Raw genomic sequence first — 19,617 nt, forward strand, 5'->3', positions numbered from 1 at the left:
CCGTTTTTCGTTATCGCACCGTGTCAGGCGAACACCGTCACCAGACGGGTGAACTCGCTCGCGACGTCCATGCCGTCCCACACTCGGTGGAAGCTGAGCGCGTCGCCGAACGGCACCATGCGGTCGACGCCCCGCCCCGCCAGGGCGTGGGCCAGCTCCATCAGCTCCTCGCGGGAGAAGCCGAAGTGGGTCATCGTCTGGTCGCGCCGTCCCACCAGGGGGATCAGCTCGGCCAGGGAGCCGAGCCTGGCGTGCGCGAACGTGCCGGCGCCGAGCCAGCGCCGGGGCGCGGTGATCGCGGTGGCGAGCGCGAGGGCGTCGTCGTGGAGGTCGGCCGCCCGTTCGTAGGCGGCCACCCGCCGCTGCACCGCCATGGCCGCGTCGACCGCCCACCCGCGCCGCTCGACCGCGAGCGCCAGGCAGGCGGCGAAGGCGGCGCGGGCCGCGTCGCAGTCGGCGCGCGACCCGACCCAGAACGCCGTGCGCGGCGAGGAGCAGGCCGCCTGGTCGAACCAGTAGGAGTCGTTCACGAACCCCTCCGCCACCGCCGCCCGCGCGGCGCGCGGCGCGCCCAGCCACGCCGAGGCCCGCACCACCGCGAACGACGACCGGTCGGGGAACGTCAGCTCCCGCGCGTGCGGGGCCAGCGGATGCCGGCGGATCTCGTGCGCCGCGCGGTCGCCGCCCCAGATGACGCGCAGGTCGCAGGCCGAGGAGAGGGCGGCCGTGATGGTGGGGGAGCGGTCGTAGCAGATGATCCGCTGGGTGGCGGCCACCACCGGGTCGGCGTCGTCGAGCGCCTCCTGCAGCGCGTCGACGATCGTGGCGGCCATGGGACCCGCGCGCGGGGACAGCCGCACGACGTTGCGGTTGCCGGTCAGCGCCGACAGCGCCCACGAGTAGACGAACACGGTGTCGACGTCGGCGGGCGGGACGTGGAACGCCAGGCCGCGCGGCATCCGTACGTGATCACCGCGCAGCGCGTCGATGGTGCGCAGCAGCTCGCCGGGACGCAGGAAGGAGCCGAGCGTGCCGAGCTCGGGATGGCGGCGCGCGAGCGCCGGGCGCAGCAGCAGCCGGCCGAACGCGACCAGGAAGTCGAGGATGCGGTCGTCGCCCACGGACAGGCGGCTCCCGGCCATGACCTCGTCGAGCAGGTGGTCGACGGTGACGGGCGGACCGGCGGGGAACCTGACGTCGAGCATCACGTCACCGCCCGGCCGCTGACACCCACCACGTGCATGCACTCTCCGTGTTGAGAACGCAACAAAGTGTAGTTGAGCCAGGCGTCAACTGAAACCGCGTCCCCTGGGCGAGTAAGGGAAGCGTATAAGGACGCGTGGCGCTGATCGGCGACTGCGAAGGTTCGACGGGGCGCGCCAACCGCACGGAGGGACACCATGCACGATTCCAACCACTGGTACGGTCACTCCCGCGTTCCCGGCCGGAAGCGGGTCCGATGCGCGTGATCGACGGCGCCGAAGGCGTCGAGCTGAGAGCGGGCCCGGGCGAGGCGCCGGGCAACGTCCGGCTGATCGGCGGCGCGATGCTGCTGTGGTCGGACACGGGTGAGATCACCTGCTGGCGGGCCGCCGCGCTGGAGCTCCTGGACCGGTTGCTGCCCGCCGCCGCGCGGGTCCTGCTGGTCGGCCCGCACCCGATGGAGCTGGTCGACCGGGTGGCCGGGCGGGCCGTTTCGGTGGCGGCGGTGCTGCGTTCGTTCCCCGACGCGTGCGCGCTGGGCGAGCGGCATCCGGGCATCGACGTCCACTGCGGACGCCTGGATCTGCTCGACCCCGACGAGCCGTACGACTTGGTGCTGGCGCTGGACGGGCTGGCCCGCACGCACTCGGCCGAGGCGCCGGCCGTGCCGTGGCGACGGTCGCTGGCCGCGCTGGCCGGGCTCGCCGCCCCGGGCGGGCGGCTGGTGCTCGGGGTGCGCAACGACCTCGGGGTGGACCGGCTGCTCGACGCGCGCCCGCCGGACCGCGACGGCCAGTGGGAGCCGCACGGCTGCGACCCCACCTACCCGAGCGGGCCGGTCACCCTCGACGCCGCGCTGGCGTCGGCGGGGCTCCGCGCCGAACGCTGCTACGCGGCCTACCCCGACGGCCGGGCGCCCCGGGCCGTGCTCGCCCGCGAGCTGCTCGGCATGGAGCTGCCGGAGGCGCTCACCTTCCCGCTGAGCGGGAGCGAGGCGGAGCGGATGCCGGCGGCCGACCCGCTGCGGCTGACCCGGCTGGTGTTCCGCCACCGGCTGGGGGACGAGCTGGCCCCGCTCTGGCTGGCCGTGGCCACCCGGGGGGAGCCCTCGTCCGCGGACCTGCCGCTCGGCCTGGTCGAGGAGGGGGCGTCCGTGCACGAACTGGTACGCGACGGCACGGGTCCGATGATCGCCCTGCGGCTGCCCGGCGGCGAGGCGCGGCCGGTGCCGGCGGGCCGGGTCGTGGAGGAGATGCTCGTGGAGGCCTGCGCCCGCGAGGACGTCCGGGCCGTCCGCGTGCTGCTCACCGCGCTCGCCCAGTGGGTGGAGGACGGCGGCGACGTCACCGCCACGGCCGACGCGCTGGTCTGGGACGGGGAGTCCTTCCACCCGGTCGCTCCCGGCCCCGTCCCGCAGCCCGGGGGCGCCGGGCCGCCGCCGGCCGTGGTGCTCTGCCGGATGCTGTGGCGGTTCGCGGTGCGGTTGCTGGCCGCCGGGCACCACCATCCGTGGCCGTGGCCGCTGGAGAGCGACCAGCTCACGCTCACGCTGTGCGGCATGGCGGGCAGGCCGTGCGACCGCGCCGAGCTGGAGCTGGCCCGCAGGCTCGACGCCGAGCTGGGCCCGCCCGCCGGGCCGGACGATCCGGCGCCGACGTACCGCGACCTGCTGCGCGCCAGGGACCGGCTCGCCGAGCAGCTCGCCGTCGCGCTGGCCAGGGTCTCCCGGCTGGAGAGCCGGCTCAAGCACCGCGAGCGCGCGCTGGCGAGGGCGCGTTCGCGCCTGCGGCGCAGCCGCCACAACGCCTCCGCCTACCGCAGGACGCTCGGCTACCGGCTGTCACGCGGGCTCTCCGGCCCCCGCCGGGCCGCTCGCCGGGTCATGCGCCTGTTGTACGGATGACGTCTGCGGCGGCAGATGGTCAAGAACAGGCATGGACATCCTCTAGTAGTAGCAGAGAGTAAAGATTCAAACACGGCAGGTCGTCATGCTGTTGGTCCATGAGGACCTATTCGCTCGATGACGTCCACGAGACACGCAAGCGGAGAGACTCCTGGTGGACGGTGTACTTCGTGGACCCGATCGCCTGCCGGGTCGCGCTCGTGGTCGCCAACCGTACCCAGATCACGCCCAACAACCTCACGGTGTTCTCGCTGGTCCTCGGCGCGGCGTCAGCCGTGTGCCTGGCGGCGGGCGAGCTGGCGGCCGGCGCGCTGCTCTTCTACCTGAGCTTCATGATCGACTGTGTCGACGGCAAGATCGCCAGGTTGAAGGGCACGGGGACGCCCTTCGGGCTCTGGCTCGACTACGTCGGCGACCGGGTGCGGGTGGTGCTGTGCGCCGCCGGGCTCGCCTACGGGCAGTACGAGCGCACGGGGGAGGTCGCGTACATCCTGCTCGGCGCCGCCGTGGCCGTGCTCGACCTGTTCAGGTACGTCAACGCGCCGCAGATGAAGCGGGTCCACGCCGCCATCAGGGGGGAGCGGAACGCCGAGGAGGCCCCGCCGGACCTGGTGCCGGCGCCGCGTGAGGAGGACGCCGAGGCGCCCGTGCCGACGGGCTTCCTGCAGCGGCTCAACGCGTTCCTGGCCCGCCACCGGGTGCGATCGCACCTGATCAGCGGGATCGAGTTCCACGCGGCCGTGTTCGTGATCGCGCCCCTGATCGGGGTGGTGGCGCTGATCCCGGTGGCGGCGGCGGCCAGTTTCCTGCTTCTCGCCAACGAGGTCTTCCTGGTTTACCGGATGTGGCTCTTCGCCCGCAGGCACGGAGCCGCTCAGGAGAGCCGAGAGCACGTTCTCGTCTAAGTTTTCGGGGGTTAGTACGAAATGTCTGACAGGCCGGTGTTCGTCATCGGGTGCCCGCGCTCCGGGACCACGATGCTCCAGCTCATGCTCCACTCCCACCCTCGGCTGGCGGTGGCGCCGGAGACGAAGTTCGTCCTTCCCGCCTACTACCGCCGCCGGGTCTTCGGCGACCTGCGGGACGCCGCCCGCCGCCGCCCGCTGGCCGAGTGGATCGCCGGCGACCGCAGCACCAAGTTCCGCGAGCTGAAGATCGCCAAGGCCGACTTCGTCCGCGAGGCCGTGGAAGGGCCGGGCTCGCTCGGCTCCGTCATCGGGACCGCCTTCCGCATGTACGCCGACCGCTTCGACAAGCCCCGCTGGGGCGACAAGCGGCCCAGCTACGTCAAGCACACCGACCTGCTGCTCAGGCTCTTCCCCGACGCCCAGTTCATCCACCTGATCAGGGACGGGCGCGACTGCGTCGCCTCGCTCAAGGAGATGCCCTGGTACACGGCCGACTCCTTCCACGCGATCGCCACCTGGGCCGAGGCCATGGACGCGGGGGAGCGGCTGCGCCGGACGCTGCCCGAGGACACCTACTTCGAGCTGCGGTACGAGGACCTCACCGACGATCCGGAGACCGAGCTCAAGAAGCTCTGCGTGTTCCTGGACGAGGACTTCTCGCCCGCCATGGTCTCGCCGCGCGAGGCGGCCAGCATGGCCGTGCCGGTGCACAAGGTATGGCACAGCAACACGCACGGCGAGGTCACCCGCAGCAGGGTGGGGAGCTGGGCCAAGCGGCTGGACTCCTGGGAGATCTCGCTGTGCGAGCACGTGTTCGGCGAGCGCCTCGAAGCCAACGGCTACGAGCTGTCCGGCGCGCCCAGCGCGGCCAAGGAGCACGTGGCGGCCTGCAACAAGACGATGGCCAGGCGGCGTACCAGCCGGCTGCGCAAGGGCTTCCGCGACCGCATCAACAGGATGCGCGAGCCCAGCCCCGTGGCGGCCCTGCTCACCAGCGGCCAGCGGGTGCTGGCGGGCGTCCCGCAGCAGCGCAACGAGTCGCCCGAGCTGGCCGAGCACAACTGATCACCGACGGCGCCGGCGCGGGGGCGCGGCGCCGTCAGCGCGAAGGGCCCGCCGGTCACCGCCGGCGGGCCCTGTGTGGTTCAGCGCTCCAGGTGCGCGAACAGGGACTCCCAGCGGTCCAGCACGCGGTCGAGGCGGAAGGCCTCGGCGCGCTCGCGGGCGGCGGCGCCCAGCCGGCGCCGCTCGCGGTCCGATCCGGTGAGCGAGCCCAGCCGCTCCGCCAGCGCGTCCACGTCACCGGGCGGCACGAGCACCGGCCGCGCCGACCGAACCCCGCCCGACACGTCGAATGCCACCGCCGGCACCCCGTGCGCGGCGGACTCCAGCAGCACGATCGGCAGCCCCTCGTGCTCGCTGCTCATCGCCAGGAGCGAAGCCGCGCGGTACTCGGCCGGCATCTCGCCGGCGGGCACCCGCCCGCGGAACACCACCCGGTCCGTCACCCCCTCCCGGGCGGCGTGCGCGCGCAACCGGTCCAGCTCCGCGCCGTCGCCGATCAGGTGCAGCTCCCACGGCGGCGGCGCGCCCGACCGGGCGAAGGCGGTGATCAGCCGGTCGAACCGCTTGACCCCCTCCAGCCGTCCCACCCCCAGCACGCGCGGCGCCGAGAGCTCCGACACCCGGCGGGGCCAGTGCGCCAGCGGGTTCGGCAGAGCCCAGGCGTTGGGCAGCAGGGCCTGCTCAGAGAAGCGCCACGCGTCGTCCTCGCTGAGGAACACCGCCTGCTCCAGCTCCGGGTAGTGCTTCTTGATCGAGCCCAGGTGCCAGCAGCCGCTCGCGTGCTCGTACGAGCCGTGATACTGGCCGATCGCCCGCAGGTGCTCCGGGATCAGCCCGGCCGTCCTGGTGACCACTCCCGGCGAGGTGAGCACCGCGTAGCCGGGGCGCATCGTGCCCAGCAGCTCCCGCAGCCTGCGGCGGGACCGCCGGCGCGCGATCCCGCCCTCCTGCCCCACCGGCGCGCTGCTGACCAGGTGCCGGTGGTAGCGCGGGTGCTCGACGTAGGGGAAGGGCGACGCGGCCCGGTGCAGGCCGATCACGTGCACCTCGTGCCCGCGCCGCGCCAGGCCCTGGGCGAGGGTGTGCGTGACCTGCTGGATGCCGCCGAGCGTGTCGGCGTCCAGACACGCGAAGACGACGTTCATGCCGCGTTCCCCGCGGAATCCGCGTCCGGCGCGGGCCCGGCGCTCGCCGCGTCCGCGGGGGTGCCGGCGTTTGCGGACGGGCTCGCGTTCCCGGACGGGCTCGCGTTCCCGGACGGGCTCGCGTCCTTGGAAGGGCCCGCGGCGAAGAAGTCCGTGACGATTCTGGCGGCGGCGTCGCCGTGCTCGTCGGCGCACCACAGCTCGCGGAAGGCCGCGTACCGCGCGGCGTGGGCGGCGTGACCGGCGGGCAGGTCGCGGAGCCGGTCGACGAGCTCCTCCGTGGTGGTGACGCACGGTCCCGGCGCGATGGACGGCAGGTCGTGGTAGACGCCCCGTTCCGTGAGCCGGTACTCGTCCCAGTCGTCGATGAGGAAGAGCATCGGCTTGCCGGTGATCGCGTAGTCGCACATCACGGACGAGTAGTCCGTGAGCAGCGCGTCCGAGACCAGCATCAGGTCGTTGATCTCCGGGTACGTCGCGGCCGGCCGCACGAAGTGGAGCAGGTGCTCGGGCGGCCGGTACCGCTCGACCGGGTGGGTGCGCAGGATCACCACCCACTCGCCGGCCAGCTCCTCGGCCATCCGCTCCAGGTCCGCCCGGACCGAGCGGCCGCTGCTCTTGGCCCGGTCCCGGTACGTGGGCGCGTACAGCAGGACCTTCTTGCCGGCGGGCAGCTCCAACTGCCTGCGCGGGTCGCCCGAGAGCTCGCCCCTGACCAGCGCGTCGCAGCGCGGCGTGCCGTGCCGGTAGACCGGGCCGGTGTAGCCGTTGGACGGGACGAAACGGCGGGAGAACTCGGCGCTGGGCGAGATCAGCGCGTCCCAGCGGGCGACCGCGGCCCGCCACCGCGCGCGTGGCCCGTCGAAGTCGCCGCGCAGGTCGGGCGCGTCGAAGCCGATGGACTTGATGCCCTGCCCGTGCCAGGTCTGCAGGTAGCGGGTGCCGCGCGGTTTGGGATAGTCCAGCGGGAAGCCGTGGCTGTCCACCCAGTAGCCGGCCCTGGCCAGCGTCCAGACGTACTTCCAGCCGCCGCGCCGGACCCCGCGCGCGCCGGTCGGCGCCTTGCCGCGGCCCTTGGCCACCGACCAGACCACCTCGACGGGCAGGCCGCGCCGGCGCAGCTCCTCGTACAGGGCCCTGGGGCTGCCGGTGCAGCCCTTGCCGACGTCCGACTCGAACAGCGCGAGGTCGCGGCGCGGCCGCAGCATCTTGATCAGCAGCTTGTACGCGCGCAGCTTCGTCGCCGGGGTGCTGATCCTCCTGATGAGCGCCCGCTTGACCCGTCCGGGCAGCGCCCGCCGCCGGGGGGAGCGTCGCACGCGCAGGTAGGCGGCGTGGCCGTCGCAGCCGACCGTGGCTCCAGGCAGCTCGATCGGCGTCATCTTCGGGTCCACGATGAGCCGGTCGGTGGTGGTGAGGCCGTCGGCGAGCCGGGTGAAGCCGATGCGCGGCTCGCAGGAGCCGTCCGGGGTGAAGGTCACCTCGGTGACGTAGCCGCCGTCGCCCGAAGGGTGCGGCCGGAGCGGGACCCGCCGCCCGCCGAGCTTCAGGAACGCCTCCCAGTCCACCGGCAGCACGCCGAAGGGATCGTACGTGCGCACGGTCATCCGCACCCGGCGGCCGTCGCCGGCGATCTCGGTGACCTCGTGCCGCAGCCGCGACGCCGAGAACGGCAGCTCGGCCAGGCGCAGCGGGGTGATGTCCAGGCCGGGCGAGACCGTGGTGCCCCAGTAGGTGCGCCCGCCGAGCTGCACGGCGGCGCGCGGCACGGCCCGCGGCCCGGTCAGGCATCCGGCGGCGACGCGCAGGTCCTCGGCCCGGTCGTCCATGATGAGCCGGCAGCACACCTTGACCAGCGGGTCCACCCGCTCGTACACCTCGGCCGGTATCCCCTCCAGGTACGGGCGGACGACGGCGGCGAACTCCTTGACCCACACCAGGTCCCTGGAGGGCAGCGGGTTGAGGTAGACGCACAGGTCCTGCCGGAGGAAGCGGTGCTGCCGCTCGGGCACCAGATCGGCGGCCCCGTGCCGGCGCAGCGCCTCGTCGCTCAGCCTGGCGGCGGTCACGCGGTGGCGGACGTTGTCCATCTCCTCGATCGACAGCGAGATGGACGAGGCGCCGCGGGCCCGGTGCCAGTGGTAGACCACCCACGGCACGATCGCGAACCGCCGCGCGTGCGCGTACAGCTCGGTGGCGAAGACGTGGTCCTCGTAGTGGATGTCCTCGGGGAAGCGCACCCCGCTCTCGCGCAGGAAGCGCACGTCGTACAGCTTGTTGGTGCTGAACGAGTCCAGGAACAGCTCCGGCTCCTCCCGGATGCCCTCGACCACGCGCCGCCGGGCGAACAGCGTCGGGTAGTACGGGCGCAGTCGCCCGTTCCATTCGTACAGCCGGGAGATCTGGCCGGACACGAAGTCGGCCCCGGTCCGCTCGATCTCGGCCAGCAGGCTCTTGCAGGCGTGCCGGGGCAGCTCGTCGTCGCTGTCGAGGAACATCACGTACGGGGCCGCGGCGGCGTCCAGGCCGTCGTTGCGCGGGGCGCCGCAGCCGCCGCTGTTGCGCTCTCTGCGCAGGTAGCGGACGCGCGGGTCGGACACCGCCAGCCCGGCCGCGACCTCGGGGGTGTCGTCGGTGCTGGCGTCGTCGGAGATGATCACTTCGAGGTCGCGCAGTGTCTGGCCGAGCACCGAGCGGACCGCTCTGGGCAGCCGGGGGGCGTCGTTGTAGGTGATCACGACAACCGTGCAATCCGCCATGCCTACCCCCCCGTGCGTCACGACGTGGGAGTAGGCATTCCCGGCACTTCAGGAGGTACGACCGAATGGCAGTGTTTTTTGCCCAAAATCATCGAATAAGGCGACGAATCACCCAAACAATGACAAGTAGCGCGGCGACTCCGCCCAGCACCGGCGCCAGCCGCTTGAGCAGCGGAGCGCCCGCGATGTCGAGCAGGTCGAGCGCCTCCTCGTCGGGCGTGCGTGACGTGCGCATGGTGCCCGCCGGGTGGGCGTCCTCGCCGGGCGCCGGCACGGCGGCCAGGTGGCGCTCCGCCGGTTCCTCGGCGGCGGCCTCCTGCTGCGGCTCCTGCGCGGGCTCGGCGAACAGGTCGGCGAGGTTCGCCGCGAACCGGTCGATGAGCTTCGCCCCGACCTCGGCCATCACCCCGCGGCCGAACTGGGCGGGCCGCCCGGTCACGTTGAACGACGTCTCGACCGTCACGGACGTGGCGCCGTCGACCGGCGTCAGCCGCGCCTTGACCGTCGCGGCGGCGGTGCCGGAGCCGCGCGCCTCCTTGCCCGAGGCCTGGATGGTGAGCGTGTGGGAGTCCTTGTCGACGTCCTCGAACGCGGCCGAACCCCGATAGGTGACGGTGATCGGTCCGACCTTGACCTTCATCCTGCCCGTGAACTGCTGACCCTCGACGCTGTCGAGAGCCGCCCCCGGCAGGCACGGGGCCACTCGCTCGACATCCAGCAGGACCGCCCAGGCCTGCTCGATGGGGACCGGGACCGTGAACTCGTGCTCGAACCGCATCGCCATCGATTCGCTCCTTCCCGCTGCTGCGAGACTACGTGCCGCGGGGGCGCCCCGGAAGAGGGGCGCCCCCGCCTGATCAGGGCGCTCCGGCCGCGGTGCGGACCGCCCGGTGCGTCAGCACCCTGGCCAGATGCCGCCGGTAGTCCGGCTGCGCGTGCAGATCGGCGGGCGGCGAGGTGTCCGCCGCCGCCTCCTCACACGCCTGCCGGAGCCCGTCACCCAGCTCCAGACCCTCCAGCGCGGTCTCGGCCGCCCGTGCCCGCACCGGTGTCGTCCCCATGTTGGTCAGCCCGATCCTGGCCTCCTGGATCGAGCCGTTGGAGCGCCTGACGGCCGCCGCCACGCCGACGATCGCCCACGCCTGAGCGGTGCGGTGGAACTTCTCGTAGTGGAAGCCCCAGCCGTCGCCCAGTTTCGGGATCTTCACGCCCACCAGGACCTCGCCCTGCCGCAGCGACGACTCCAGATAGTCGACGAAGAAGTCGGCCGCCGGGATCTCCCGCTCGCCCTGCGCCGAACGGGCCACCAGCACGCCCTCCAGCGCCAGCACCACCGCGGGCAGGTCGCCCGCCGGGTCGGCGTGCGCCAGCGACCCGCCGAACGTGCCCCGGTGCCGCACCGCCGGGTCCGCCACCATGGCGGTCGCCAGCGCGAGCAGCGGGGCGCCCGCGGCCACCACGCCGGAGCGCATCACCTCGTCGTGCGTGGTCATCGCGCCGATGAACACGTGGTCGCCGCGGTCGTGCACACCTGCCAGCTCCGGCAGCCGCGCCACGTCGACCAGCTTCGTCGGGTACGCCAGCCGCAGCCGCAGCAGCGGCAGCAGCGACTGCCCGCCCGCGATCACCTTGGCGTCCTCGTCCGCCGCCAGCTCCTGGCAGGCCTCCGCCAGCGAGCCGGGGCGCACGTAGTCGAACGATGCCGGGATCATGCCCGCCCTCCTTCCAGCGCGCGCCACACCCGCTCGGGCGTGCACGGCATCTGCACGTCCCGCACGCCGTGCGGCCGGAGCGCGTCCACGATGGCGTTGACCACCGCGGGCGTCGAGGCGATGGTGCCCGCCTCGCCGACGCCCTTGGCGCCCAGCGGGTTGCTGGTGGCCGGCGTCTCGGTCCTGTCGGTCACGAAGTCCGGCAGGTCCGCCGCCGACGGCAGCAGGTAGTCGGCCAGCGTGGCGGTGAGCAGGTTGCCCTCCGCGTCGTAGACGGCCTCCTCGTACAGGGCCTGCCCGATGCCCTGCGCGATGCCGCCGTGCACCTGGCCCTCGACGATCAGCGGGTTGACCACCTTCCCCACGTCGTCGACCGCGACGTACGAGCGGATCTTGACGTGTCCGGTCTCCGTGTCCACCTCCACCGCCGTCAGGTGGGTGCCGTGCGGGAAGGAGTAGTTGACCGGGTCGAACGTGGCGTCCGAGTCCAGCCGGGCCTCCGCCCCCTCGGGCAGGTTGTGCGCGGCGAACGCGGCCAGCGCCAGCTCCTGGATCGTCGTCTGGGAGTCGGTGCCCTTCACCTTGAACGCGCCGCCGGCGAAGTCGAGGTCGTCCGGCGAGCACTCCAGGAGGTGCGCGGCCAGCTTGCGTGCCTTCTCGCGCACCTTCTCGCACGCCTGCAGCACCGCGACCCCGCCGACCACCAGCGAGCGCGAGCCGTAGGTGTCCATGCCCTTGTGCGAGATCGCGGTGTCGCCGTGCACCACCGTGACGTCCTCGAACGGGACGCCGAGCGCGTCGGCCGCGATCTGGCTCCACGACGTCACGTGGCCCTGCCCGTGCGGCGACGTGCCGGTGACGACCTCCACCTTGCCGGTCGGCAGCATCCGCACCGACGCGTGCTCCCAGCCGCCCGCGCCGTAGTTCGCCTCGCCCAGCATCCGCGACGGCGCCAGCCCGCACATCTCGGTGAACGTGCTGACGCCGATGCCGAGCTGCACCGGGTCGCCACGGTCACGCCGGTCGGCCTGTTCGGCGCGCAGCTTGTCGTAGCCGAACAACTGCAGCGCCTTGTCGGTCGCCGCCTCGTAGTTCCCCGAGTCGTAGGTCAGGCCCGCGATCGTGGTGTACGGGAACTCCTCGTGCTTGATCCAGTTGCGCCGCCGCACCTCGATCGGGTCGAGCCGCAGCTCCGCCGCGAGCTCGTCCATGATCCGCTCGATCGCGAACGTGGCCTCGGGACGGCCCGCGCCCCGGTAGGCGTCCGTCGGCATCTTGGTGGTGAACACGCCCTTGCAGGCGAACTCGTACGCGTCCATCTTGTAGATGCCGTTGAACATGGTCGCGCCGAGCATCGGGACGCCCGGGGTGACCAGCATCAGGTACGCGCCCATGTCGGCGAGCAGGTCGACCTGGAGCCCGCGGATGCGGCCGTCGGCGTCGGCCGCGAGCCTGATGTGCTGGAGCTGGCCGCGTCCCTGGTGGACGGCCAGGTTGCCCTCGGTGCGCGACTCGGCCCACTTGACGGGCTTGCCCAGCTTCCGGCAGAGCAGCAGGCAGAGCACCTCTTCGGCGGTGACCTGCAGCTTGGTGCCGAACCCGCCGCCGACGTCCGGCGCGATCACGCGGAGCCGGTGCTCGGGGACGCCGGTGACCATGGCCAGCATCACCCGCAGCACGTGCGGGATCTGCGTGGACGTCCACATCGTGAACGTGTCGCCGTCGGTGGAGACCAGCACCGCCCTGGGCTCCATGGCCGCGCCGATCAGGCGCTGCTGCACGTACGTCCGGTCGATGACCACCGGGGCGTCCCTGAAGGCCGCGTCGAGGTCACCCGAGGTGATCTTGACGGAGAACGCCTGGTTGCCCGTCTCGTGCACCTTCGGGCTGTCCGGCGAGAGCGCCGTCTCCAGGTCGATCACCGGCGGCAGCGGCTCGTAGTCGACCTCGATCGCCTCCAGGGCGTCGGCCGCCTTGAACCGGTCGGTGGCGACCACGCAGGCCACGATCTCGCCCGTGTACCGCACCTCCGTCACCGCCATCGGCGGGTGCTCGGGGATGACGATGTCGTCCGACACCGGCCACGCGCACGGCAGGCTGCCCTGCTCGCCGGCGACGTCCTGGCCGGCGAACACCGCGACCACGCCGGGCAGCTCGCGCGCCGCCGACACGTCCACCCCGGTGATCCGCGCGTGCGCCATCGGGCTGCGCAGGAAGGCCACGTGCAGCATCCCCGGCTGCTGCAGGTTGTCCGTCCACCGCGTGCGCCCGGTCAGCAGCCGGGCGTCCTCCTTGCGCCTTCTCGCCTTGCCCACCTCGGTCATGACGACTTCACCGCCTGACCCATCTCCTGGGCGCCCCGTTTCACCGCTCTGACGATGTTGCAGTAGCCGGTGCACCGGCAGAGGTTGCCTTCGAGCCCTTCCCTGATGGCCTCCTCCGACGGGTCCGGAGTGTCTCTCACCAGGTCGATCGCGGCCATGACCATGCCTGGCGTGCAGAATCCGCACTGCAGCGCGTGTTCCTCGTGGAAGGCCCGCTGCATCGGGTGCAGCGACCCGTTCGCGGCCAGGCCCTCGATGGTGACGATGTCGGAGCCGTCGGCCTGCACCGCGAGCACCGAGCAGCTCTTGACGGTCTTGCCGTCGAGCATCACGGTGCAGGCGCCGCAGTTGCTGGTGTCGCAGCCGGCGGGGGTGCCGGTCTTGCCCAGCCGTTCTCTTAGTAGGTGAACGAGAAGAAGTCGCGGTTCGACGTCCTCCTCGTAGGCGATTCCGTCCACTTTGACGGATATCCGGGGCATACGTCCTCCCTCACAGGAGCAGGGGAAAGGCGGACAAGGCCAACGTATGCCCGTGTTTGTCTCGGTAGTCAAGGGTTACTTACCACGAATAACCCTCGCCAGGATCGCCACCAGCCCCGCGAAGCCCAGGCCCGTCACCAGCACAGGCAACAGGACCAGCGGATCCGTGATCGACCGCGTCATGATCAGGATGCCCAGCACGACGAACAGGGTCCCGCTCAGCAGCGCCATCCAGTCGGTCCTGTGCAGGCGCCGCGGCCGGTCGACGTCACGCGGCACGCCGCACCTCCAGGTCTCCGACGCCGCCCCGGATGTGCAGCACGATCGTGGCCGGCTCGCCCTCGGGCGCGACCTCCGGCTCCATCACCCTGTCCAGCCGGACCTCCAGGCCGCCCCGGAGCGACTGGTCGACCTGGATGTCGCCGACCTTGTTGGTCGCGTGCACCTCCACCCGCGCGTCGGGCGGCACCACCACGTCCAGCGTCCCCACCGAGACCGCGGCCCGCACCTCGACCGTCGACCCCGGCTTCAGCGCGAGCTTCGACAGGTCCAGCTCGCCGTCTCCCACGCCCACGTCGAACACCTGGCGCGTCTCCTCCACGGTGAGGGGCTGCCACACGGCCGACCCCACCTTCGCCGGGAGCCCGCCGAACATCAGCCCGATGCCGATCAGCAGCGCCACCGTGGTGCCCGCGGCCACCAGCCCGGCGCCCTTGCCCCACCAGGCGGCGATCAGCAGCCCGGCCCCGATGGTGACGAGCACCGCGCCGCCGACGATCGTGGGCTGCACGCCCGAAGGCGATGCCGCCTGCACGGCCACGAGGATCCCTCCAATGATGGTTGCCAGCAGGATGGTGATGGCGCCGATGAACGACTTCGGCCGTTTCTGCCGCTTCGGCAGCGGCACCCCGTACAACGCGGGGTCGTACGGCGAGTAACCTCCGCCGCGCTTGGCCGGATCCAGCGGCTGGTACGGCCCGTGCGGCGCGAACGGCTCCCCGTACGAGCCGTACCGGGTCTCCCGGTGCCCGGCGAGCGGCCGGTACGCGGGCATCTCCCGCGTCTCACCCGCCGCGAACACCGACTCCTCCTGCACCCCATACGACCGAACCCGATCCCCCTCGGCCCCTTCGCCGGTCGCGGATTCGGCCCTGGAACCGGCCTCGGACCCGGTCCTGGAACCGGCCCTGGAACCGGCCCCGGACCCGGTCCTGGAACCGGCCCCGGACCCGGTCCTGGAACCGGCCCCGGACCCGGTCCTGGAACCCATCCCGGACCCGATCCCGGCCCCTTCCTCGGTCCCGGACCTGGACCCGATCCCGGCCCCTTCCTCGGTCCCGGACCTGGACCCGATCCCGGCCCCTTCGCCGGTCCCGGCCTTGTCGCCGGTCCTCGTACCGGTCTGATCGGTCCTTTCGCCCGTACCGGCCTCTGCTCGGAAGCCGGCCTCCGCCGGCTCCTCACCCGGCGCACCCTGCCGCGGCAGCTCAACGGCGGGTTGCGCCACCGTCTCGTCGCCCCGGTCCGCCTGCGCCCGGTCGCCCTCGGCGGCCGTGTCCGCCCCCGCGTCGGGGGAAGCAGCGGCGTGTGCGGCTGCGGCGGGCGGCGCGGTTGCCTCGTCCCGCCCCGTTTCAGGCCGGCCGTCCTGTGCGGCCGCGTCGGGTGGAATGTTCGTGGGCGTCGCCGCCTCGTCCCTCCCCGTTTCGGGCTGGTCGTCCTGCGTGGGCGATTCCGCCGCGTCGGGTGAGACGCCCGTGGGCGTCGCCGCCTGGGCCTGCCCCGCTTCGGTCAGGCCGTCGGCCGTCTCGTCCTGGTTCGGTTCCGTACGGTGGGGGGTCTTCGGTGAGACGTGGGCGTGGACCGCGCTGGGTCCGGCGTCGGTGAGGGGGACGGCGCGAGGGCCCTGGCCGGGCTCGGCCGCCGGGTGGGACGCGTCCTCCCACGTACCGGACTCGTCCGTACGGTGGGGCTGGTCCGAGGGCGGGGGGCCTCCGGCGCGGGACCCCGGGGGCCGGTGACCCATCGGAGGAGTCGCCTGCGCGTACGGAGGCACGCGGGGGGTCTCCTGGTACCCGTCCAGGTCCATCGCCCGGGGCCGCCGGTTGAGGCGTTCGGGCATCGAGCGCACCAGCCCCAGCAGGTCGACCCCGTGCGCGTGCGCCGCCAGCAGCGCGACGGCCAGGAACAGCCCCGCCACCAGCGTCCCGGTGTCCAGCCACACGGTCGACAGGTTGATGCCCAGCCCCAGCGCCAGCACCGCCGTCAGCAGCGCCATCACCGTGTCGGCGTCGAAGTCGCGGTGGGTCCACTGCTCGATGAGCCCCGGCCGCCCACTGGGCTCCTTCATCAGCAGAAAAGCCGCGATGTACAGAAACAGCCCGATACCGGACCCGAACAGCAGGATCACGAACCCCACGCGGAACACCACGGGGTCGATGCCGGTGTGCCTGCCGAGCCCGGCGCACACCCCCATGAGGAATCGTCCCTCGCTGCTGCGGCGCAGCACGCTCGGGGGCGCGGCCGGTTCCCTGGGCGGTGCTTCTGTCATGGAACCATCGTGACCCACCCCCAAGGGGGCACGCATCGGGGAGACCCCTGACCCGACCCGGGGGTTGTTCCCTGATGCCCCCAACGCTGCGACATGTGACGATGGCGGTGTTATGACAGACCAGAAGACACTCGCCGAGCCCGAGACCAGCGGGCCGTACCGCCGCATGATGCGCCCCATGGAGGGCCGGCTCGTCGGCGGCGTCGCGCAGGGCCTGGCCGCGCAGCTCAAGCTCGACCCCGTCGTGATCAGGCTGGTGTTCGTGCTGCTCAGCGTGGTCGGCGGGGTCGGCGGTGTGGCGTACGCGGTGCTGTGGATGATCACGCCGCGCGAGCCGTACAGGGGAGAGCCGCCCGCCCGCGACTGGAGCCAGCTCGCCGCGTTCACGGCGATCGGGGTGGCGCTGCTCGCGTTCGGGTTCCTGACGGGAGCCTCACGGGGCGGCATCGGCATGCTGCCGTTCGCGGTGGGCGGCATCGGCGGGCTGATCCTGTGGCAGCAGGCCGATCCCGACCGCCGCAAGAACTGGGTGAGCGGCGCGACCAAGAGCATCAGGAAGAACCGGGTGCGCACGCTCCTCGGCGTGATGCTCGTGGTGGCGGGCGGGATCGGCTTCCTGGTGGTCGAGGGCCAGCTCCAGGAGGCGGGCCAGGGCCTGCTGTTCACCACGGTCGTGGTCGGCGGGCTGGCGGTCATCGCCGCCCCGTGGCTGGCCGGCCTGTGGAAGGAGCTGCAGCTCGAACGGCGCGAGCGCATCCGTCAGGAGGAGCGCGCCGAGGTCGCCGCGATGGTGCACGACTCCGTCCTGCACACGTTGACGCTCATCCAGCGCGTCGCGCACGACTCGCGCGAGGTCACCCGCCTGGCCCGCTCCCAGGAGCGCGAGCTGCGCAACTGGCTCTACCAGCCGGCCCAGGACGCCGACGCCACCCTCGCCGCCGCCGTACGGCGCATCGCGGCCGAGGAGGAGGACGCGCACGGCGTGCCGATCGAGGTGGTCTGCGTCGGCGACATCGACCTCGACTCCGGCGGCAGGCTCGGGGCCATGCTCAAGGCGGCCCGGCAGTCGATGGTCAACGCCGCGAAATACTCTGAGAGTCCGTCCATTTCCGTGTACGCGGAAGTAGAGGGTGAAGAGGTCACGATTTTCGTGAAGGATCGGGGCAAGGGGTTCGACCTCGACGCGGTGCCGGTCGACAGGATGGGGATCAGGGAGTCCATCATCGGAAGGATGGAACGTCACGGCGGCGCCGCCAGGGTGCGTACCGAGCCTGGCGAGGGCACTGAAGTGATGCTGACGATGAAGGTGGAAAAGCAATGACGCGGGTGCTGATCGTGGACGACCACCGGCTCTTCCGCTCCGGCGTGCGGGCCGAGCTGGGCGACTCGATCGAGGTCGTGGGCGAGGCGGAGGACGTCGACTCGGCGGTCAAGGCCATCGCCGAGCTGCAGCCGGACGTCGTCCTGCTCGACGTCCACATGCCCGGCGGCGGCGGCCAGGAGGTGCTGCGCCGCGTGCTCGGCGCCGGCTCGCAGGTGCGCTTCCTCGCCCTGTCGGTGTCGGACGCGGCCGAGGACGTGATCGGCGTCATCCGCGGCGGCGCCCGCGGCTACGTCACCAAGAACATCAGCGGCAAGGAGCTGACCGACGCCATCAGCCGGGTCGCCGACGGTGACGCGGTCTTCTCGCCGCGTCTGGCCGGCTTCGTCCTCGACGCCTTCGCCTCCTCCGAGGCGCCTCCGATCGACCCCGAGCTCGACTCGCTGACGCAGCGCGAGCGCGAGGTGCTGCGGCTGATCGCCCGCGGTTACGCGTACAAGGAGATCGCCAAGGAGCTGTTCATCTCGGTCAAGACGGTGGAGACCCACGTCTCGTCGGTGCTGCGCAAGCTCCAGCTCTCCAACCGCCACGAGCTCTCCCGCTGGGCCACCGCCCGCCGCCTCGTCTGACCGCCGGGGAGAAAGTCGTCCATGAACGACTCCGGCTGGGCGTGGGCGGGGCTGGCGGCACCGGGAAGTCGGAGCGTAGGCGCCTTGCCTCAGCCCAGGACGAAGGCTGGGCGTGGTGGGGTGGTCTAACAAGGGACGGCGTGCGACATTCCAGGTATGGGCAGGGATGTGCCGATCGTCGTGTTCAGCCGGGACGACCGACGGAAGTACCGCGAGAAGGTCCACCGTTGCCTCGACGTCTTCGCGGAGCTGCTCCGGGAGTCGAAGTTCGAGGTCGACCGGTCGCTCGCCGGTCTGGAGATCGAGCTCAACATCGTGGACGGCGCCGGCGAGGCGTGCATGCGCAACGCCGAGGTGCTCGCCGCCATCGCGCGGCCTGACTGGGCCACCGAGCTGGGGCAGTTCAACGTCGAGATCAACATCGAGCCGCAGGAGCTCGGCGACGGCGGGGCCAGGCGGCTGGAGGACGACGTGCGCGCCCGGCTCAACCACGCCGAGGAGCGCGCCCGGTCGCAGGGCGCCCGTCTGATGCTGGTCGGCATCCTGCCCACGCTGCGCGAGCGGGACATCGGCGAGGGCACGCTCTCCGCCAACCCCCGCTACAAGCTGCTGAACGAGCAGATATTCGCGGCCAGGGGCGAGGACCTGCACCTGCGGATCGAGGGCGTCGAACTGCTGGACACGCGCGCCGACAGCATCACCCCCGAGGCCGCCTGCACCAGTGTCCAGCTGCACCTGCAGGTCAGCCCGCCGGCCTTCGCGGCGCACTGGAACGCCGCCCAGGCCATCGCCGGCCCCCAGGTCGCCGTCGCCGCGAACTCCCCGTACCTGTTCGGCAAGGAGCTGCACCGCGAGACCAGGATCGCGCTCTTCGAGCAGGCCACCGACACCCGTCCGGACGAGCTGAAGGCACAGGGCGTGCGGCCCCGGGTGTGGTTCGGCGAGCGCTGGATCACCAGCGTCTTCGACCTGTTCGAGGAGAACGTCCGCTACTACCCGGCCCTGCTGCCCATCTGCGATGACGAGGACCCGAGGGCCGAGCTGGAACAGGGCCGCGTCCCGCAGCTGCACGAGCTGACCCTGCACAACGGCACCGTCTACCGGTGGAACCGTCCCGTGTACGCGGTGGTGGACGGCCGCCCGCACCTGCGCGTGGAGAACCGGGTGCTCCCGGCCGGCCCGTCCGTGCTCGACATCGCGGCCAACGCCGCCTTCTACTACGGCCTGATGAGCGTGCTGCCGCACGCGGAGCGGCCGGTCTGGAGCCAGATGTCGTTCGCCGCCGCCGAGGAGAACCTCTACAACGCCGCCCGCCACGGCCTGGAGGCCCGGCTGTACTGGCCGGGGCTCGGCGAGGTGCCTGCGGACGAGCTGATCCTGCGCCGCCTGCTGCCCATGGCGTACGAGGGACTGAACCTGCGGGGTGTGGACCACGACGTCTCCGCCCGCCTGCTGGGCGTCATCGAGGGCCGCTGCCTGACGGGCCGCACGGGCGCCACCTGGCAGGTCGAGAAGGTACGGGCGATCGGCGGCGACCGGCATGAGGCGCTGCGGGCGATGACGCTGGAGTACCTCGACCGTATGCACGCGAATGAACCCGTACATACCTGGGCAGTCTGAG

At 72.3% G+C, this 19,617-nt stretch carries 15 protein-coding genes; 6 read left to right on the forward strand and 9 right to left on the reverse strand.

Going from position 1 to position 19,617, the window contains the following annotated elements; genetic code table 11:
• Nucleotides 1–23: 23 nt before the first annotated feature.
• Nucleotides 24–1,205, reverse strand: coding sequence for an acyl-CoA reductase (locus ACZ6YG_RS28040; protein WP_219545156.1), 1,182 nt, complete (start codon nucleotides 1,203–1,205; stop codon nucleotides 24–26).
• A 254-nt stretch (nucleotides 1,206–1,459) separates the two neighbouring features.
• On the opposite strand from ACZ6YG_RS28040, the gene ACZ6YG_RS28045 reads away from it, so the two are divergent.
• The 3 genes from ACZ6YG_RS28045 (at nucleotide 1,460) to ACZ6YG_RS28055 (ending at nucleotide 5,079) form a co-directional block, all read left to right on the forward strand.
• Nucleotides 1,460–3,106, forward strand: coding sequence for a hypothetical protein (locus ACZ6YG_RS28045; RefSeq protein ID WP_466019636.1), 1,647 nt, complete (start codon nucleotides 1,460–1,462; stop codon nucleotides 3,104–3,106).
• Nucleotides 3,107–3,204: 98 nt separating this feature from the next.
• Entirely contained in the window at nucleotides 3,205–4,011 is an 807-nt protein-coding gene (locus ACZ6YG_RS28050) for a CDP-alcohol phosphatidyltransferase family protein (protein WP_187281624.1), read from the forward strand.
• A 21-nt stretch (nucleotides 4,012–4,032) separates the two neighbouring features.
• Nucleotides 4,033–5,079, forward strand: coding sequence for a sulfotransferase family protein (locus tag ACZ6YG_RS28055; protein WP_219545158.1), 1,047 nt, complete (start codon nucleotides 4,033–4,035; stop codon nucleotides 5,077–5,079).
• 80 nt (nucleotides 5,080–5,159) lie between these two features.
• On the opposite strand, the gene ACZ6YG_RS28060 is transcribed toward ACZ6YG_RS28055, so the two are convergent.
• The 8 genes from ACZ6YG_RS28060 to ACZ6YG_RS28095 all read right to left on the reverse strand — a co-directional run bounded on the left by ACZ6YG_RS28060 (nucleotide 5,160) and on the right by ACZ6YG_RS28095 (nucleotide 16,046).
• Entirely contained in the window at nucleotides 5,160–6,224 is a 1,065-nt protein-coding gene (locus tag ACZ6YG_RS28060; protein ID WP_148036876.1) for a glycosyltransferase, read from the reverse strand.
• Nucleotides 6,221–8,983: a bifunctional glycosyltransferase/CDP-glycerol:glycerophosphate glycerophosphotransferase gene (locus ACZ6YG_RS28065; protein ID WP_466019637.1), complete on the reverse strand. Its 2,763-nt coding sequence runs from the start codon at nucleotides 8,981–8,983 to the stop codon at nucleotides 6,221–6,223. Before ACZ6YG_RS28065 ends, ACZ6YG_RS28060 begins: the two co-directional genes overlap by 4 nt.
• An 88-nt stretch (nucleotides 8,984–9,071) precedes the next feature.
• The gene (locus tag ACZ6YG_RS28070) at nucleotides 9,072–9,767 is read right to left on the reverse strand and encodes an SRPBCC family protein (protein WP_271274739.1); all 696 of its coding nucleotides are present in this window, start codon (nucleotides 9,765–9,767) and stop codon (nucleotides 9,072–9,074) included.
• A 73-nt stretch (nucleotides 9,768–9,840) separates the two neighbouring features.
• On the reverse strand, nucleotides 9,841–10,695 hold the full coding sequence (locus ACZ6YG_RS28075; protein ID WP_148036878.1) for an FAD binding domain-containing protein: 855 nt from the start codon (nucleotides 10,693–10,695) through the stop codon (nucleotides 9,841–9,843).
• Nucleotides 10,692–13,019 carry a xanthine dehydrogenase family protein molybdopterin-binding subunit gene (locus ACZ6YG_RS28080; RefSeq protein WP_466019638.1) on the reverse strand — a complete coding sequence of 776 codons (2,328 nt, stop codon included), beginning with the start codon at nucleotides 13,017–13,019 and terminating at the stop codon, nucleotides 10,692–10,694. Before ACZ6YG_RS28080 ends, ACZ6YG_RS28075 begins: the two co-directional genes overlap by 4 nt.
• Nucleotides 13,016–13,498, reverse strand: coding sequence for a (2Fe-2S)-binding protein (locus tag ACZ6YG_RS28085; protein WP_148036880.1), 483 nt, complete (start codon nucleotides 13,496–13,498; stop codon nucleotides 13,016–13,018). Before ACZ6YG_RS28085 ends, ACZ6YG_RS28080 begins: the two co-directional genes overlap by 4 nt.
• Nucleotides 13,499–13,573: 75 nt before the next feature.
• Nucleotides 13,574–13,777, reverse strand: coding sequence for a hypothetical protein (locus ACZ6YG_RS28090; protein WP_148036881.1), 204 nt, complete (start codon nucleotides 13,775–13,777; stop codon nucleotides 13,574–13,576).
• The gene (locus ACZ6YG_RS28095; RefSeq protein ID WP_466019639.1) at nucleotides 13,767–16,046 is read right to left on the reverse strand and encodes a PspC domain-containing protein; all 2,280 of its coding nucleotides are present in this window, start codon (nucleotides 16,044–16,046) and stop codon (nucleotides 13,767–13,769) included. The genes ACZ6YG_RS28090 and ACZ6YG_RS28095 overlap by 11 nt, the downstream gene beginning before the upstream one ends.
• A 112-nt stretch (nucleotides 16,047–16,158) precedes the next feature.
• On the opposite strand from ACZ6YG_RS28095, the gene ACZ6YG_RS28100 reads away from it, so the two are divergent.
• The 3 genes from ACZ6YG_RS28100 (at nucleotide 16,159) to ACZ6YG_RS28110 (ending at nucleotide 19,616) form a co-directional block, all read left to right on the forward strand.
• On the forward strand, nucleotides 16,159–17,367 hold the full coding sequence (locus ACZ6YG_RS28100) for an ATP-binding protein (protein ID WP_148036883.1): 1,209 nt from the start codon (nucleotides 16,159–16,161) through the stop codon (nucleotides 17,365–17,367).
• Nucleotides 17,364–17,996 carry a response regulator gene (locus ACZ6YG_RS28105; RefSeq protein WP_148036884.1) on the forward strand — a complete coding sequence of 211 codons (633 nt, stop codon included), beginning with the start codon at nucleotides 17,364–17,366 and terminating at the stop codon, nucleotides 17,994–17,996. Before ACZ6YG_RS28100 ends, ACZ6YG_RS28105 begins: the two co-directional genes overlap by 4 nt.
• Before the next feature lie 156 nt (nucleotides 17,997–18,152).
• A complete protein-coding gene (locus tag ACZ6YG_RS28110) occupies nucleotides 18,153–19,616 on the forward strand; it encodes a glutamate-cysteine ligase family protein (protein ID WP_148036885.1) in 1,464 nt (487 codons plus the stop codon).
• The last annotated feature ends 1 nt before the right edge of the window (nucleotide 19,617 follow it).

The sequence above is a fragment of the Nonomuraea sp. NPDC054003 genome (genome assembly GCF_055585125.1).